Genomic DNA, 14704 nt, shown 5'->3' with positions numbered 1-14704 from the left:
TTGCCGCGGCGGAAGCGCCCTTGATGAAGTAGAGAAACTCTCACCGCGCTGCCAGGCGCTACTCCGGGGTCAAGCGCTCGGCGTCGCCCGAGTAGGTTGCCGCCATGTCACTCACGCCAGACAACGAGGTCCGCAGCCGAGAGGAACTGGTCATGTTCCTTAGGGAGTTGCATCAAGAGTTCCGTCGCCACGGCGAAGAGTGGGAGAACCACACGCTCGAACGATTCCTTGAGGCCCTCGCAGCATGGGTGCATGACGCTCCGGGCGCGTATAGGAACCTTGGCCAAGAGTTCCCGGCGGACGGCAGTTGGGACTTCTTCGCCCAGGCACTCTACGCAGCCACGATCTACGAGTGATCGGCGCCGGGAGCCACGGTCGGCGCATTCGGCGTCAGTCACTCCCGATTCCGCGGAGCACGACTAACCGGCACAGATCCCGTAGGGGTCACACATGGTTCTAAGGCTGGTTCATGCCGTTCTGTTCAGCAGGCGCCGGCCGTCATGGCTCCTCACGTGGGGGCCCGCTCCGTCGAGCGCATCGAGCAGCCGGACCGCGTAGACCTCGGCCAGCGCAATGACATCGACCCCGAACGGCGAACAGTCGCCGTACGGCCCTGGCCGAGACCCGCACGGACGGCATCCTCGTCAAGACACCCAAGAGCGCGGCCAGCGTCCGTACCGTCGCCTTCCCGGCCTCTCTCGACGCGTACGCCGAGCCCGGCCGCACCGGGCTGGTCTTCACGGGGGCGAGGGGCGGGCAGCTTCGCCGGAACAACTTCCGCCGCCTGTGGCTGCGGGCCCTGAACACCACCGGCCGCGGAGACGTTCACTTCCACGATCTGCGCCACACCGGGAACACCCTCGCCGCGACCGGCGGTGCCACGACGCATGAGCTGATGCAGCGGATGGGGCCCTCCTCCGGTGCGGGCTGATCTATCAGCACCTCGTCAACGGTCGTGACCACGCGATCGCCGCTCACGTCGACGAGCAGATCAGGAAGGTCCGGCCGGCGGCGTCCGACGAGGCATCTGGCACGTAACTGGCACGGCGCCCCTCTCCCGCCTCCCCGCCCAAAGAACGAACAAGGCCCAGGCTCCCGGTTCAGTACCGGTGACCTGGGCCTTTGTCGTGCTTCCTGCTGGTGGGCGCGGACGGTTTCGAACCGCCGACATCTGCTTTGTAAGAGCAGCGCTCTACCCCTGAGCTACGCACCCGTGGAATGAGGCAACAGCGTACATGGCCCATGGGTGGGTCCCGCAAACCCGGGGCCGGGGGGGGGTAGCCCCACCACAGGAGGGTGGGTCGCCGGATCGTGGGTGGGGCGGGGGTGTCCGTACCTTGAGGGGACTGTCAGCGGTTCACCTGGGGGTTTGATCGTCATGGCCACTCGTCGTCGCATCCGTGCGCTCCTCGCCACCGGCGGGGCCCTCGTCGTCGCTCTCGGGGTCAGTGGGTGTGGGGAGACCGACGTCGAGGGGGCTCCCGTGGAGAAGAAGGCCTTCGCCTTCTCCGGGGACGTGCTCACGATCGACGCCGACAATTCCGAGCTGGAGATCGTGCCCGCCGACATCAAGGACGTGCGGGTCACCCGGCAGGTCGACGGGTGGGTGTTCATGGGGCAGGGGCCCGACGCCATCTGGGGGCTGGAGGGCGGGCGGCTCACGCTGCGGGTGGAGTGCGACGCCGTGGCCAGCGACTGCGACTCGGTCCACCGGATCCAGGTGCCGCGCGGGGTCGCCGTCACCGTGGAGGGCGACAACGGGAAGGTGACGGCCGACGGCTTCGACACCGCCCTGAAGATCCGGTCCGACAACGGCGCCGTCGTCGTGCGCAACGCCTCCGGCGCCCTCGATCTGACCAGCGGCAACGGCGAGGTCGTCGTGGAGCGCGGCACCACCTCGGGGCAGGTGGTCGCACGCTCCGACAACGGGGCCGTACGGCTCTCCCTGAGCGCCGTGCCCGGGCGGGTCGAGGCCGACAGCGACAACGGGGAGATCGACATCGCCCTGCCCCCGGCCTCGTACGACGTCGACGGGCGCAGCGACAACGGCGAGGTCCGGATCGACGTGCCGACCGAGAAGGGCAGCGCCCATGTCGTGACCGCGCGCAGCGACAACGGGAAAGTCGTGGTCCGAACCGCGAACTGACGGGCCCGTGTTTTCGTCTCCACCTGGTGGGAGAATGAACCGGACCGGGGCAGCGCGGCGATCACAGCACGGGAGAGGGACGTGGCGGCGACTCACGCAAGGGGCACGTCGACGCTGCGGCTCGCGCTCGCGCTGCCGCTCCTCGGGCTCACCCTCCTTCCCGCCGCGTTCGCCGGGGGCGGCACCCGGCGCTGGTTCGGTGGCCGCGGGGAGAGCCAGCGGGCCGAGGCACAGGCCGCCAAGGACGCCGCCGCCGCCGCGTTCTACGAACTCGACACCGCCCAGCGCGATCTGCGGATCTCCATCGAGACGATCACGGCCGTCGACAGCTCGCCCGGCGCCCGCCGCGCCGTCGACGGCTTCGCCGCCCTCGGGCAGCGGATCGACGAGGTCAGTCACGCCTACATCACCGCCGTCGACGCCCACGATCTCGACCGGGACGAGCTGGACGCGGCGACGGCCAACCGCGCCCGGGCCGAGCTGACGCGCGCCAAGGACGAGCTCGTACGGGTCAAGGGGGACCTCGACCGGTTCGAGCAGGGGCTCGGGCCGTTGCTCGACAAGGCGGAGACGCAGCTCGCCCGGCTCGCCCCCGCCGTCGAGCGGGCGCGACAGGCGCTCCGGAACGCGAGCACCGCTCTCGACACGGTGCGGCAGGCCGGCCTCCGCGCCGACGACCTCGCCGCCCGGCTCGCGGCTCTCGGCCCCGAGCTCACACGGCTCAACGAAGGGGCCGGCCGTCACGGCGTCGCCGAGACCCTGCAGCGCGCCGACCGGGTGCTCCGCGACGCCGAGGCCGTCCGCGTCGAGGCCGAGCGGCTGCCCGAGCGCGCCGCCGAGATCGACAAGCGCCTGGTCTCCCTCCGTACCCGCGCCGAGGCGCTCACCACGCGGGCCGGGGCGGTCGAGCCCGTCCTCTCCGAACTCCGGCGCCGCTTCTCCGCCGCCTGCTGGCAGGACCTCCAGCACGTTCCCGAGCAGGCCGCCCACACCGTCCATCAGGCCGAGGAGAGGCTTCAGGAGGCCACCAAGGCACGTGCGGAGCAGCGCTGGCCCGATGCCACCAGCCTCCTCACCACGGCCCGGGCCCTGCTCAACAGCACCGACGAGGCCGTCTCCGCCGCCGGTGACCGGCTCCGCCGTCTCGACGCCGTCGCCAAGGACCCGCAGCAGGAGACCGACCGCGCCCGGTTCGCGATCCGCGACGCACAGCGCCTCGCCATGGCCGGCCGCACCACCCCCGACCCCCGGCATGCCCGGCCCCTCGACGACGCGGTGGCACGGCTCGACCGGGCGATCGCCTCGCTCGACAGCGGCCGCCACCCCGACTACTGGCACTTCCTCACCGAGCTCGGAGCCATCCGCGCCACCACCGCCCGCGTCGTCGAGATGATCCGGGAGGAACGCGGCGGGGGTCACCCCTAGGGAGCGTCCGCCCTGTACCGCCGTCCGCCCGAAGTGCGGGCCAGGCGAGACTGTACGGACGCGCCCTGGATCCGCCCGCTAGCCTGGGGGGCATGCCTCGTTACGAGTACCGCTGCCGGACCTGCGGCGACACCTTCGAACTCAACCGGCCCATGGCCGAGTCGTCCGCCCCCGCCGCCTGCCCGGGCGGGCACGACGACACCGTCAAGCTGCTCTCGGCCGTCGCCGTCGGCGGTACGGCCAAGGGCGGGCCCGCGCCCTCCTCGGGTGGCGGTGGCGGTGGCGGTGGCTGCTGCGGAGGAGGCTGCTGCGGCTGAGGCTCACCGCCTCGGCTGAGCCTGACTGCCGCGGCTGAGACTGACCGCCGCCGCCGCTCACAGCCAGAACTGCACGATCACCGCCCGCCCAGCCGGGCGGGCGTCAGCTGCCCAGGTAGCGCAGGACCGCCAGCACCCGCTTGCTGTAGCCCTCGCTCCTCCCTGTCAGCTCCAGCTTGTCGAAGATCGCGTTGATGTATTTCTCCACCGCGCTCTGCGACACGTGCAGCCGGCCGGCGATCGCCGCGTTGGTGTGCCCCTGCGCCATCGCCGCGAGCACCTCGCCCTCCCGGGGTGTCAGCCGCCCCAGCGGATCGGTGTGGGTGGAGCGGACCAGCAGACGGCGGACGACCTCCGGGTCGAACGCCGTCCGCCCCTCCCCCACCCGCTCCAGCGCGTCCAGGAACTCGTCGACCTGCGCCACCCGGTCCTTCAGCAGGTACCCGACCGCCCCCGCCCCCGAGGACTCGCCGGTCAACAGCTCGGTGGCGTACCGCCGCTCCACGTACTGCGAGAGCACCAGCACGCCTGTACGCGGCCACTCCCGCCGGATCTCCAGAGCCGCGCGCAGGCCCTCGTCCGTGTGCGTCGGCGGCATCCGGACGTCGGCGACGACCACGTCCGGCGGGTCGGCCGCCACCGCCGCGAGCAGTTCGACCGCGTTGCCGACGGCCGCCGTCACCTCGTGGCCCTCCTCGACGAGGAGTCGGACGAGCCCTTCCCTCAGCAGTGTGGAGTCCTCCGCCAGGATCAGGCGCACGGCAGCTCCGCCCGTACGACCGTCGGCCCGCCCACCGGGCTGTCCACCGTGAACCGTCCGTCCAGGGCCGCCACCCGGCTCGCGAGCCCGCCGAGACCACTCCCCGACGCGTCCGCGCCGCCGCCTCCGTCGTCCGTCACCCGCACGCTCAACTCTCTTTCGTCCCACGCCACATGGATGGAGACTCGCGTCGCCTTCGCGTGCTTGACCACATTGGTGACCGCCTCCGAGACGACGAAGTACGCCACCGTCTCCACCGTTCTCGGCAGGGTCCGCTCCACCGAGTACGCGAGCTCCACCGGCAGAGGACCGCGCTCCGCGACCGTCTCCAGCGCGACCCGCAGACCCGCCTCGTCGAGAACGGTCGGGTAGACCCGCCAGGCCACCTCGCGCAGTTCGGCCAGGGCCCGCCGGCTCTCCTCGTGGGCCTGGAGCAGCAGGGCGTCCGCGCCGTCCGGATCGCGGGCGCGGATGCGGCGGGCGCGGCCGAGGAGCATGCCGAGGGCGACCAGCCGTTGCTGGACGCCGTCGTGCAGGTCGCGTTCGATGCGGCGCCGTTCGTCGTGCACGACATCCATGACCTCGGCGCGGCTGCTGGCCAGCTGGGCGATCCGCGCCTCCAGCGCGTCGGCGGGGCTGGGCCCCAGGAGGCGGCGGGCCAACCGTCCTTCGAGGGAGGCGACCCCGAGGGCGCCCTGGACGGCGAGGAAGAGCAGGAAGAACCCGCCGACGCTGCTGAAGGCGACGAGCCAGGGGTGGTCGATGTCGGTGATCAGCCAGCCGTAGAGGACGAAGGTGCCCAGACCGAGGCCGTAGGCGGCGCAGCCGAGGACGACGCCGCCGAGCAGCCCGAGCGGCCAGCGGGCCGCCAGGTGGCGCAGGGCCGCGTCGTCTCCCTGGACGCCGGGGAGCCTGACGCCGAGGAAGCGGTCGAGACGCCACCGCTCCAGCCGGACGAGGCGGTGGGCGCCGGCGGTGAGGGGCCGCAGGACGGCGCCGCGGCCGCGCGGCCAGGCGAGCACGGGCAGCAGCGTGAGTCCGCCGACGATCAGGCAGAGCAGCTCGACGACGGCCGTCCCGGCTCCGAGCGTGAGACCGACCGCCATCCGCGTCACGTGCGCGCCATGGCTCGCGACAATCCTCATGATCGGCCACGCTAGCGGGCGCCGCCGCCGGGGCGCACTGCGGAAAACCGCAGCATCTCCGGTTTCGATGCCCGCGGGCATCGAGCGGATACGGCTGCCGGTCTCATCGCGCTCACGACACCCGGCAGCGCGATCTGGAACACCGCCTCCGTGCCGGCCGGTCACGCTCTGGGCGGCGTGTCGGTCTGCTCGAAGACGGTGCTCGCGCCGGCGGCGGATGCGGTGTGGTGCGGTGCGGTGCGGTGCGGTGGTGTGCTTCGCCGGGATGCGGCTGCTCAGGCCGGGTCGGAGAGCGCGGCGGGTGGGACGGGGGGTGCGGACGACGCAGAAGGAGCGGCCGACTGGGCGGGTACCGGTACGGCGGGTACGGGTGCGGACGATGCGGCGGGTGCGGCTGGTACGCCGTTGAGCCGCGCGGACGGCGGCGTGCGGTGGTCCCGTGCGGCCCCCAGGAAGCGGCGCAGGATCTCCTCGCCCGCCGCGACTCCGCGCTCGGCGAGTACGTCGAGGTGCGGGGCCGCCCACTGCGTGTCGGCCAGTTCGCCGTGGCCAGGCCGCCAGGCGCGGTCGGCGGCGAGGAGCAGGTCGGCGTCGAGGAGGGAGTCCCCGGCGGCCAGGGTGAGGGTGGCGCCGCAGCGGCGGGCGACCTCGCGCATCGCCGCGCTCTTGGTGAGCGGCTTCGGCACGGCGTACACCTTGCGGCCCTGGAGCGAGACCGTCCAGCCGCGGTCGTCCGCCCACTCGCCGAACCGCTTCAGCCACTCCTCCGGCAGCCGCTCGCGCTCGACGACGAGGTACGCGAAGAGATCCTCGGCGACCCGGTGCTTGCGCACCCAGGACAGGTCGGTGGTGGCGGTGAAGTAGGCCCGGATCTCCGCGAGCGGCGCGCACTCGTCGGTGAGGCGGCGCAGCACGCCCTCGTGCCAGTCGCGGTCGGTGACGCCGTCGACGAGGAGGTGCCCGCCGTTGGCGCAGATGGCGTACTTCGGCGCGGCGCCGGGGAGTTGGATGCGCTGGTACTGCTTGCGGGTACGGGTCGTGGTCGGGACGAAGACGGCTTCGGCGGCCAGTTCCTCCAGGAGCGCGGCGGCGTCCTCGGTCATGTAGGAGAGCGGCTTGGACTCGTGCACCTCGATGCTGAGCAGCCGGGGAGCCTGGGCGTCGGGCATGCCGAGCGCGAGGGCGGCGGAGGAGTAGATCAGCGTACGGTCGAGGTCGCTCGCGACCATGACCGTGTTCAGGGTGGCGGCACTCACTGGGACACCACCGCCTTGCCGTCGGCGCCCGTGGCGCCCCGTGTGTACTGAGGGTGGATCAGTCCCACGCAGCTGTACGGGAGTTCGTCGACCTCCTCGACGGGGACCCCGCGCTGTTCGGCGAGGAGGCGTACGTGGGCGAGGTCGGCGCCCGCGCCCCGCTGGGCGAGGATCTTCCAGGGCACGCGCCGCAGCAGGACGCGGGTGGTCTCGCCGACGCCCGGCTTGACCAGGTTGACGTCGTGGATGCCGTACTCCTCGCTGATCCGCTCGACGGCCGCCCAGCCCTCCCAGGTCGGGGTCCGGTCGGCGGCGAGGAGCTCCTTGACCTCGGTGTCGACGGCCGCGCCCACCTCGTCGAAGCGGGCGGCGACGGCGTCGAGGAAGTCGCCCGACACATCGGCGCTCGCCAGCTCGCGGTAGAACTTGCCGCCGTGGAAGTCGTCGGGTCCGACGAGGTCGGCGCGCAGGACCGTACGCGATATCAGCCCGGAGACGGTGGAGTTGAGGCAGGCGGACGGGATGAGGAAGTCCTCGCGGGTGCCGTAGGTCCGCACGCACGAGCCGGGGTCGGCGAGGACGGCGATCTCCGGGTCGAAGCCGGTGATCCCCTCGCGCGCCTCGAACTCCTTCAAGGCGTCGGCGAGTTCGCGGGTGATGGCGCCCTTGCCGGTCCAGCCGTCGACGAAGACGACGTCGGCCGGGTCGTGGTGGGCGGCGAGCCAGCGCAGTGCGTTGGCGTCGATGCCGCGGCCGCGCACGATGGAGACGGCGTAGTGGTGGAGGTCGATTCCGTGGCGGGCCTGGGCCCAGCGGCGCATCAGGACGCCGACGGGCGTGCCGGCGCGGGCGAGGGAGACGAGCACCGGGCGGCGGCCGGCCCGTTCGGCGAGGACGGTCTCGGTGACGGTGCCGACGGCGCGGGCGATGCGGGCGGCGGAGGTCTCCAGGGCGGCGTGGAAGAGCTCCTGGTACCGGTCGCTGGGCTGGTACTCGACCGGCAGGGATTCCGCGTAGTGGGCGCCGCCGCTCTGGATGGCCTCTTCGCGCTCCTCTGTCGGGGCCTCCAGCTCGACGTCCGAGAGGTCCTGGAGCAGCCAGCCGACCTCGTCGGGCGCGTACGAGGAGAAGGCGGGGCCGCGGAGGGGCTCGGGCAGCATGGAGCTCCTTTCGGGAGCTTCGGTGGCGGGAGCGGGGACACAGCTGGGGACGTAGCTCGGGGCGTCGCCCGCTACGTAACCGGGGGCGTCGCTCGGGGCGTCGCCCGCTACGTGGGTGCGGTCGTCGCCCGCGACGTGGGTGCGGTCGTGGCCGACGGCGTCGGTGCGGTCGTCGCCGGCGGCGTAGCTGGGGACGTAGCTCGGGACGACGGCCAGGACCACGTGGGGGATGTGGGCCGCGAGCTGGGCGAGCAGGCCGTCGGGGGCGTGCAGTTCGGGGGTGTCGGCCGCCGAGTCGACGACGGCCACGACCGCGTCGAAGCCGGCTCCGGCGACGTTGTAGGCGTACCGCTCACCGGGCCCGTCCGCGGGCGCGTCGTGGGCCGGGAAGACGAGCCGGGTGCGTATGGCGTAGCCCGGGTCGTCGACGGCGAGGACGGGCGAGCGGGTGGTGGTGGAGTACGAGACGTCCAGGCCGGCCAGCTCCAGCTCGGTGCCGAGCCGCAGGGGCGCGTACATCAGCTCCTCGAAGCCGAGGACGAGGACGCGGGACCCCGCGGGGCGCAGCGCCTCGGCGAGTCGCGCCGCCATGGCCGGCAGGGCCGCCTCCAGGCGGGCCCGGTGCTCGGGGGTGAAGCCGTGGCGACCGCCGTCCGGTACGCCCTCGGGCCAGTCCAGAGGGACGCGTACGGGTGGGCCGGGCGGCACGCGGGGCGCGGGCACGGCGGGGGCCGCCTCGTACCGTGCCACCAGCTCCTGCCCCTTCGCCAGGACGCCGTCGGGCAGGCCGACAGTGCCGGCGGCGAGGGTCAGGAGGTCAACCCGGGCGCCGATCTCGTCCGCGAAGACGGTGAGCCGGTCCCGGTCCTCGGGGGTGCGCATGTCGACCAGGGCCACGATCACGTACCGGCCGCGCGGGTAGCGCTCGTGGAGGTCGCGGATGGTGTTGAGGACGGTGTTGCCGGTGGAGAACTCGTCGTCGACCAGGACCAGCGGCCCCTCGCCCGCCAGCAGCTTCGGGTCCTCCGGCAGCAGCAGGTGCGAGGTGGCGTGCGAGTGGGACTCCTCGAAGCCTCCGGCGGGGGCGACCCCGTCCACCGGCCGACGGGTGGAGTGGAGGTAGGGGGCGAGGCCGAGACCGTCCGCGACGCTGTGGCCGAGCCCGGTCGCCGTCTCCGCGTACCCGAGGACGACCGCCCGGGCCGCGTCCTCGTGGCCGAGCAGCTCCCGTACCCGTACGCCCAGGTCGTACCCGGCGCCGCGGACCACGGACGGGCGCTGCGGCACGTGCTTTCCGAGCACGTTGGAGACCAGCAGGTGCGCCCGTCGCGGATTGCGACGCAGTGCGAGGCCCAACAGGCCCGGTAGCCGCTCGTCGCCGTTCAGTTCGACGCCGAGCCGCTCAGCGACCCACGTTCCCGACCACACCACGTCGTCAATCACCCTTCGTCAGCCGGCCAGTCCGGCGGTGAGCAGATCCACGAAGCCGACGTCCTCCTTGGCGACGCCGAAGACCTCGGCGCGCAACAGGGTCCGCTCGGCCCACGCGCGATGCGGCTTCACTTCGTTCATCTTGTTCGTGTACGCGGAGCGCAGCACGCCGCCGCCGCCCCGTTCCGGCCGCAGGATGTCCTGGGCGTCGCTGAACTCCTCGTGGCTGACCACGGAGAGCGCGTGGACCGGCACCACGTGCGTGGGGTGGATGCAGGTCTTGCCGAGCAGGCCGTTGGCGCGGTCGAGTTCGATCTCGCGCAGCAGCCCGTCGAGGTCGTGCTCGATGAGTGCGGTGCGCAGGTCCTCGGCGCGGCCCTCCAGGAAGGGGCTGCGGCGCAGCTGTGGCTTGAACATGCGCTCGCCGAGCCGGAAGTACTCCCAGACCGGTCCGGTGATGGTGAACCCGGTGCCGTCGGAGCGGCCGAGGACGTTGACCACGTCGGCGATGACGTGGGCGACGAGCTGGACGTCGTAGGCCGTCATGTCGGGCGAGCGGCGCAGTCCGTAGGCGGAGCAGAAGTCGGTGACGCCGAGCCGCAGGGCGAGGACCCGGTCGCGGTACTTGTCCACGGTCACGGCGATGCCGGCGAGGGTCTCGGCGCGGGTCTCCAGGTGGAGCAGCTCGGGGGACTCCAGGACGGGCATGGCGAAAAGTCGCCGTCCGCACGCCTTCTCGGCGGCGGTGAGCGCCTCTAGGAAGGCGTGTCCGCGCCGCTCGGTGAACTTGGGCAGGACGAAGCCGGACAGCAGGCGGACGGAGTCGCCGAGGCGCGCGACCAGATCGGTGATCTGGTGGGGCTCCCTGACCCGGACGAAGAGCAGGGGCACATCCTGGGGCGCCTGCGCCGTCTCGGCGGCCAGGTCGGCGAACTGGCGGACGAGGTTGGTCTCGGCGGCCTCCACGTCGGCGTCGGCGATGGAGTCCTCCAGGCAGAGCACCATGGAGACGACCCCGCGTGCGGCCTGTTTGCGCACGTCGTCGGCGAGCCGCGGCCGGGTGGCCGGGCTGTAGAGGGTGGCCCCCAGGGCCACGGCCAGCGTGTTCGCCGGCGAGTCGGCCGTGAACTCGGCCGGCTCCTGGTGGAACAGCCCGGCCCGCGAAGCGGACGGGATGTGCCCGAAATGACGCATGTAACTCCCCCGACTGCCTCTGCGGGCCCTGACGACATGTGGCCGGTAATAGTACGTAGGTCCGGGTGTCCTTAGTTCCCCTCGCGCATGAAATCCAGGTAACTCGTCCGCATCTGTCTCATGCCTCGCGCATCCCTTCGCGCGTCGCCTCGCGCACCGCCTCGCGACGTGCGGCCCCGGGTACGTCCCGCGGTGCGGCCCCAGGTCCGCCCCGAGGTGCGTCCCGAGCTGCCGCCCCAGGCGCCTCCTGAGGGGCCCTTTGAGGGGCCTTCCGGGGCGCCACGAGGATCGGTACGGCCCCCGCGTTGTCCGGGGGTCGGCCGGGAAGGCAGGATGACGGTCATGACGCACGCGATGCTGAAGGGCTCCAACGTCCCTCTCGACACCGCGGCCGTACGGGCCGTGCTCCGCTGGACCCCGGGCCCCGGGGTCCCCGACGTGGACGCCTCGGCGCTGCTGCTCGGTACCGACGGGCGCGTGCGCTCCGACGAGGACTTCGTCTTCTACAACCAGCCGCGCCACCCTTCCGGGCTGGTGCGCCGGCTGCCGAAGAAGCGGGTGGTGGAGGGGCTGACCGACACGGTCGAGGCCGATCTGGGCGGGCTCGACCCGTCGGTCGACCAGGTGGTGATCGCGGCCTCCTCGGACGGCGACACCTTCCGGTCCGTCTCCGACCTGCGGATCCTGCTGTACGACGCGACGGCGCCGGACCGGGAGCCGCTGGCCCTGTTCGACGTCACGGCGGAGACCGGCGAGGAGACGGCGATCATCTGCGGCGAGCTGTACCGGCGCGGTGACGCCTGGAAGTTCCGCGCCGTGGGACAGGGCTATCCGACGGGGCTCGTCGGCCTCGCCACCGACTTCGGCATCTCGGTGGACGAGGGAACGGACGAGTCCGCGGACGAGACTCCGGAGCAGGGCTCGGACGCGGGCACCGGAGTCCGTACGGACGAGCGCGGCGTCCCGGACGCCGTGGCGGCCCCGGGCGTGGACCTCGACGCGACGGTCGTCCACGCGCCGGTGATCGCGCCCGTACCCGTGGGCGTACCGCCGCAGCCGACCACTCCGCCGGCGCCCGTACCGGCCTACGGGTATCCACAGCCGGCCGTGTCCCCGCAGCCCGCGTACGGCTATCCCCAGCCGGCCGCGGCCGCCGCGCCCGCACCCGACCCGAACTTCCGGATGCCGCCGATGGGCCCGCAGTTCGTCCGCCCCTGACGGTCCCCGTGGCAGCGTCCGTGACGATGCCCGTGACGGCGTCCGTAACGGCGCCTCCGTGGCCACTGCTCAGGCCTTCGTCTTGTAGCCGCGCCCCCACTGCAGGCCCCACCCGTACAGCCGGTCCAGCTCCGCCTGGAAGCCGTACACGAACTTCACCTCGCGGCGGACGACGAGCTCGTCCTTGACGTTCTCGACGGTGATCACCGCGCAGGAGCGGGCCTGCGGGGCGCGCTCGTCCAGTTCGATCTCGATCCTGGGCCCGTTGCTCGGGTAGAGCGTCACCTTGGCGTGGGTGCGGTCGAACGCGGGCGTCTGGTCGTAGATGTAGACGAAGAAGAGCAGGCGCTTGATCGCGTCCCGGTGGTCGAGGTTGACGAAGATCGTCTCACCGGACGATCCGCCGAACCGGTCGTCGCCGCTCAGGTTGACGTACGGCGGGGCGTTGAGGGACCCGAAGAAGCCGCCGAGCGGCTGCACCACGCCCTTGCTGCCGTCCGCCAGCTCGTACATGCAGCCGAGGTCGAGGTCGACGTTGACCACGCCCTGGGTGTGCGCCTGGACGACCTCGGGCTTGAAGAGCTTCGACGGGTGGCGCAGCAGCCGGCCGCTCTGGCGTGAGCGGCCCTCGATGTCCGAGGTCCGCATCCGCCAGGAGAGGTTGACCCGCAGATTGCCGGTGGCCGCGCCCTGTTTGGTGAGCGAGACCGACGGACGCCGTCGGGTCAGCTCGATGGAATTGCTCGAGGCGCTGCCCGAGTCGAACTGCGCCGTCCTGCCAGGAAAGAGGCCGTCCCAGAAGGCCATGCGTCCCCACCCCCACTCGACACCACGACATACGCGGCGGGGCGGCCGGGTGCACCGGCCGCCCCGCAGTGAAGCGTTCCTCATTGCCGGGGGTGTCACACCCCGGACGACACCTCTGTCTTGCCGGAGTCGTCGGCCTTCCCCTCGGCCGCCGCGAGCGCCTTGTTGCGGCGGAGCGAGGACCAGAAGGAGAGCGCGATCAGGACGACACCGATGAGACCGGTGATGATCTCGCTGATCTCGTGCTCGATGGTGACCAGCAGGATGACCGCGAGGGCGCCGATGGCGTAGTGGGCGCCGTGCTCCAGGTAAACGTAGTCGTCGAGGGTGCCCTGGCGGACCAGGTAGACCGTGAGCGAACGGACGTACATCGCGCCGATGCCGAGGCCGAGCGCCATCCAGAAGATCTGGTTGGTAATGGCGAAGGCGCCGATGACACCGTCGAAGGAGAAGGAGGCGTCGAGGACTTCCAGGTACAGGAAGAGGAAGAACGCCGCCTTGCCCGCCAGGCCGATCGCGGAGACCGGCTTGCCCTCGGCCTTGGCCTTCTCCTCCTCCTCGTGCTCGCGCTCCTCCTCTTCCTCCAGCTTGTTCTCGAAGAAGCCGGAGAGGCCGCCGACGATGAGGTACGTGATGAGACCGGCGACGCCGGAGAGCAGCACGGTCGCCGACTTGTCCTGGTAACCGGCGCTGGTGTGCGCGTGGGTGGCGAAGCTCATCGCCGCGACGAGCAGGGCGATCAGCGCGATGCAGACCGACAGCATGTCGACCTTGCCGAGCTTGGCCAGCGGGCGCTCCAGCCAGCCGAGCCACTTGATGTCACGGTCCTCGAAGATGAAGTCGAGGAAGATCATCAGCAGGAACATGCCACCGAACGCGGCGATCGCCGGATGGGCGTCGGTGACCAGCGCCTCGTACTGCTCCGGCTTGTCCATGGCCAACTGGACGGCCTCGATGGGGCCGACCTTGGCGCTGATGGCGACGATCGCGACGGGGAAGACCAGCCGCATGCCGAAGACCGCGATCAGGATGCCGACCGTGAGGAAGATCTTCTGCCAGAAGGCATTCATCTTCTTCAGGATTCCGGCGTTGACGACCGCGTTGTCGAAGGACAGCGAGATCTCGAGGATCGACAGGATCAGTACGACCCCGAACGCCTCCCACCCCCACTGCCAAGCGGCGAAAGCGAGGCCGACCGCCGTAATGGCGAACGACCACCCGAAGGTTTTCAGAACCACTGTCTACCCCATCGTTTTATGTACGCGGCTTTACGAAACGTTGACCCCGAAGTCTAGAGCGATGCCCCGAAGGCCGGACGCGTACCCCTGTCCAACCGCCCTGAACTTCCATTCACCGCCGTACCGGTACAGCTCGCCGAAGATCATCGCCGTCTCGGTGGAGGCGTCCTCGGAAAGGTCGTAGCGGGCCAGCTCCTGACCGTCCGCCTGGTTCACCACGCGGATGAACGCATTGCTGACCTGGCCGAAGGTCTGTCCGCGGTTGTCGGCCTCGTGGATCGAGACCGGGAAGATGATCTTGTCGCAGTGGGCCGGGACCTTGCCGAGGTCCACGATGAGCGACTCGTCGTCGCCGTCACCCTCGCCGGTGAGGTTGTCCCCGGTGTGTTCGACGGAGCCCTCGGGGCTCGTGAGGTTGTTGTAGAAGACGAAGTACTCGTCCCCGAGCACCCGCCCCGACTGGCACAGCAGGGCGCTGGCGTCGAGGTCGAAGGGGGCTCCCGTGGTGGAGCGCGCGTCCCAGCCGAGGCCGACCAGCACCTGGGTGAGGTTGGGTGCGGCCTTGGAGAGGGAGACGTTGCCTCCCTTGGCGAGCGTGACGCCCATG

14 protein-coding genes and 1 tRNA gene are annotated in these 14704 nt (G+C 71.5%); 6 read left to right on the top strand and 9 right to left on the bottom strand.

Features of this window, described 5'->3' with window-relative positions:
• Positions 1-104: 104 nt before the first annotated feature.
• Together J7E93_RS09315 and J7E93_RS38015 are read left to right on the top strand one after the other, a co-directional pair.
• Positions 105-356 (top strand): hypothetical protein, encoded by a 252-nt coding sequence (locus J7E93_RS09315; protein WP_215067315.1) that lies wholly within the window; start codon positions 105-107, stop codon positions 354-356.
• Positions 357-613: 257 nt separating this feature from the next.
• A complete protein-coding gene (locus J7E93_RS38015) occupies positions 614-931 on the top strand; it encodes a tyrosine-type recombinase/integrase (protein WP_308368170.1) in 318 nt (105 codons plus the stop codon).
• Between the two features lie 207 nt (positions 932-1138).
• On the opposite strand, the gene J7E93_RS09305 is transcribed toward J7E93_RS38015, so the two are convergent.
• Positions 1139-1213, bottom strand: a tRNA-Val gene (locus J7E93_RS09305).
• A 165-nt stretch (positions 1214-1378) separates the two neighbouring features.
• Here J7E93_RS09305 and J7E93_RS09300 point away from each other — a divergent pair.
• The 3 genes from J7E93_RS09300 to J7E93_RS09290 all read left to right on the top strand — a co-directional run bounded on the left by J7E93_RS09300 (position 1379) and on the right by J7E93_RS09290 (position 3888).
• Complete coding sequence (locus J7E93_RS09300; RefSeq protein WP_215067314.1) at positions 1379-2146, top strand: DUF4097 family beta strand repeat-containing protein; 768 nt, start codon at positions 1379-1381, stop codon at positions 2144-2146.
• A gap of 81 nt (positions 2147-2227) precedes the next feature.
• Complete coding sequence (locus J7E93_RS09295; protein ID WP_308368155.1) at positions 2228-3571, top strand: hypothetical protein; 1344 nt, start codon at positions 2228-2230, stop codon at positions 3569-3571.
• Positions 3572-3663: 92 nt separating this feature from the next.
• Complete coding sequence (locus J7E93_RS09290) at positions 3664-3888, top strand: zinc ribbon domain-containing protein (RefSeq protein WP_215067313.1); 225 nt, start codon at positions 3664-3666, stop codon at positions 3886-3888.
• A gap of 103 nt (positions 3889-3991) precedes the next feature.
• On the opposite strand, the gene J7E93_RS09285 is transcribed toward J7E93_RS09290, so the two are convergent.
• The 5 genes from J7E93_RS09285 to J7E93_RS09265 all read right to left on the bottom strand — a co-directional run bounded on the left by J7E93_RS09285 (position 3992) and on the right by J7E93_RS09265 (position 10834).
• Complete coding sequence (locus tag J7E93_RS09285; protein ID WP_215067312.1) at positions 3992-4648, bottom strand: response regulator transcription factor; 657 nt, start codon at positions 4646-4648, stop codon at positions 3992-3994.
• Positions 4639-5793 (bottom strand): sensor histidine kinase, encoded by a 1155-nt coding sequence (locus J7E93_RS09280; RefSeq protein ID WP_215067311.1) that lies wholly within the window; start codon positions 5791-5793, stop codon positions 4639-4641. The genes J7E93_RS09285 and J7E93_RS09280 overlap by 10 nt, the downstream gene beginning before the upstream one ends.
• 275 nt (positions 5794-6068) lie before the next feature.
• The gene (locus tag J7E93_RS09275) at positions 6069-7022 is read right to left on the bottom strand and encodes an HAD family hydrolase (protein ID WP_215067355.1); all 954 of its coding nucleotides are present in this window, start codon (positions 7020-7022) and stop codon (positions 6069-6071) included.
• 23 nt (positions 7023-7045) lie between these two features.
• A complete protein-coding gene (locus J7E93_RS09270) occupies positions 7046-9652 on the bottom strand; it encodes a phosphoribosyltransferase (RefSeq protein ID WP_308368152.1) in 2607 nt (868 codons plus the stop codon).
• 6 nt (positions 9653-9658) lie between these two features.
• On the bottom strand, positions 9659-10834 hold the full coding sequence (locus J7E93_RS09265) for an HpcH/HpaI aldolase/citrate lyase family protein (RefSeq protein ID WP_215067310.1): 1176 nt from the start codon (positions 10832-10834) through the stop codon (positions 9659-9661).
• Positions 10835-11167: 333 nt separating this feature from the next.
• On the opposite strand from J7E93_RS09265, the gene J7E93_RS09260 reads away from it, so the two are divergent.
• A complete protein-coding gene (locus J7E93_RS09260) occupies positions 11168-12052 on the top strand; it encodes a TerD family protein (protein ID WP_215067309.1) in 885 nt (294 codons plus the stop codon).
• A gap of 69 nt (positions 12053-12121) precedes the next feature.
• On the opposite strand, the gene J7E93_RS09255 is transcribed toward J7E93_RS09260, so the two are convergent.
• The 3 genes from J7E93_RS09255 to J7E93_RS09245 form a co-directional block, all read right to left on the bottom strand.
• Positions 12122-12859: a Tellurium resistance gene (locus tag J7E93_RS09255; protein WP_215067308.1), complete on the bottom strand. Its 738-nt coding sequence runs from the start codon at positions 12857-12859 to the stop codon at positions 12122-12124.
• A gap of 95 nt (positions 12860-12954) precedes the next feature.
• Entirely contained in the window at positions 12955-14097 is a 1143-nt protein-coding gene (locus tag J7E93_RS09250) for a DUF475 domain-containing protein (protein WP_215067307.1), read from the bottom strand.
• Positions 14098-14127: 30 nt separating this feature from the next.
• Positions 14128-14703 carry a TerD family protein gene (locus tag J7E93_RS09245; protein WP_215067306.1) on the bottom strand — a complete coding sequence of 192 codons (576 nt, stop codon included), beginning with the start codon at positions 14701-14703 and terminating at the stop codon, positions 14128-14130.
• Between the last annotated feature and the right edge of the window lies 1 nt (position 14704).

The sequence above is a fragment of the Streptomyces sp. ISL-36 genome (assembly GCF_018614205.1).
GTDB lineage: Bacteria > Actinomycetota > Actinomycetes > Streptomycetales > Streptomycetaceae > Streptomyces.
The sequence above is the reverse complement of the archived record's forward strand: the minus strand, read 5'-3'. Positions and strand labels throughout refer to the sequence as shown.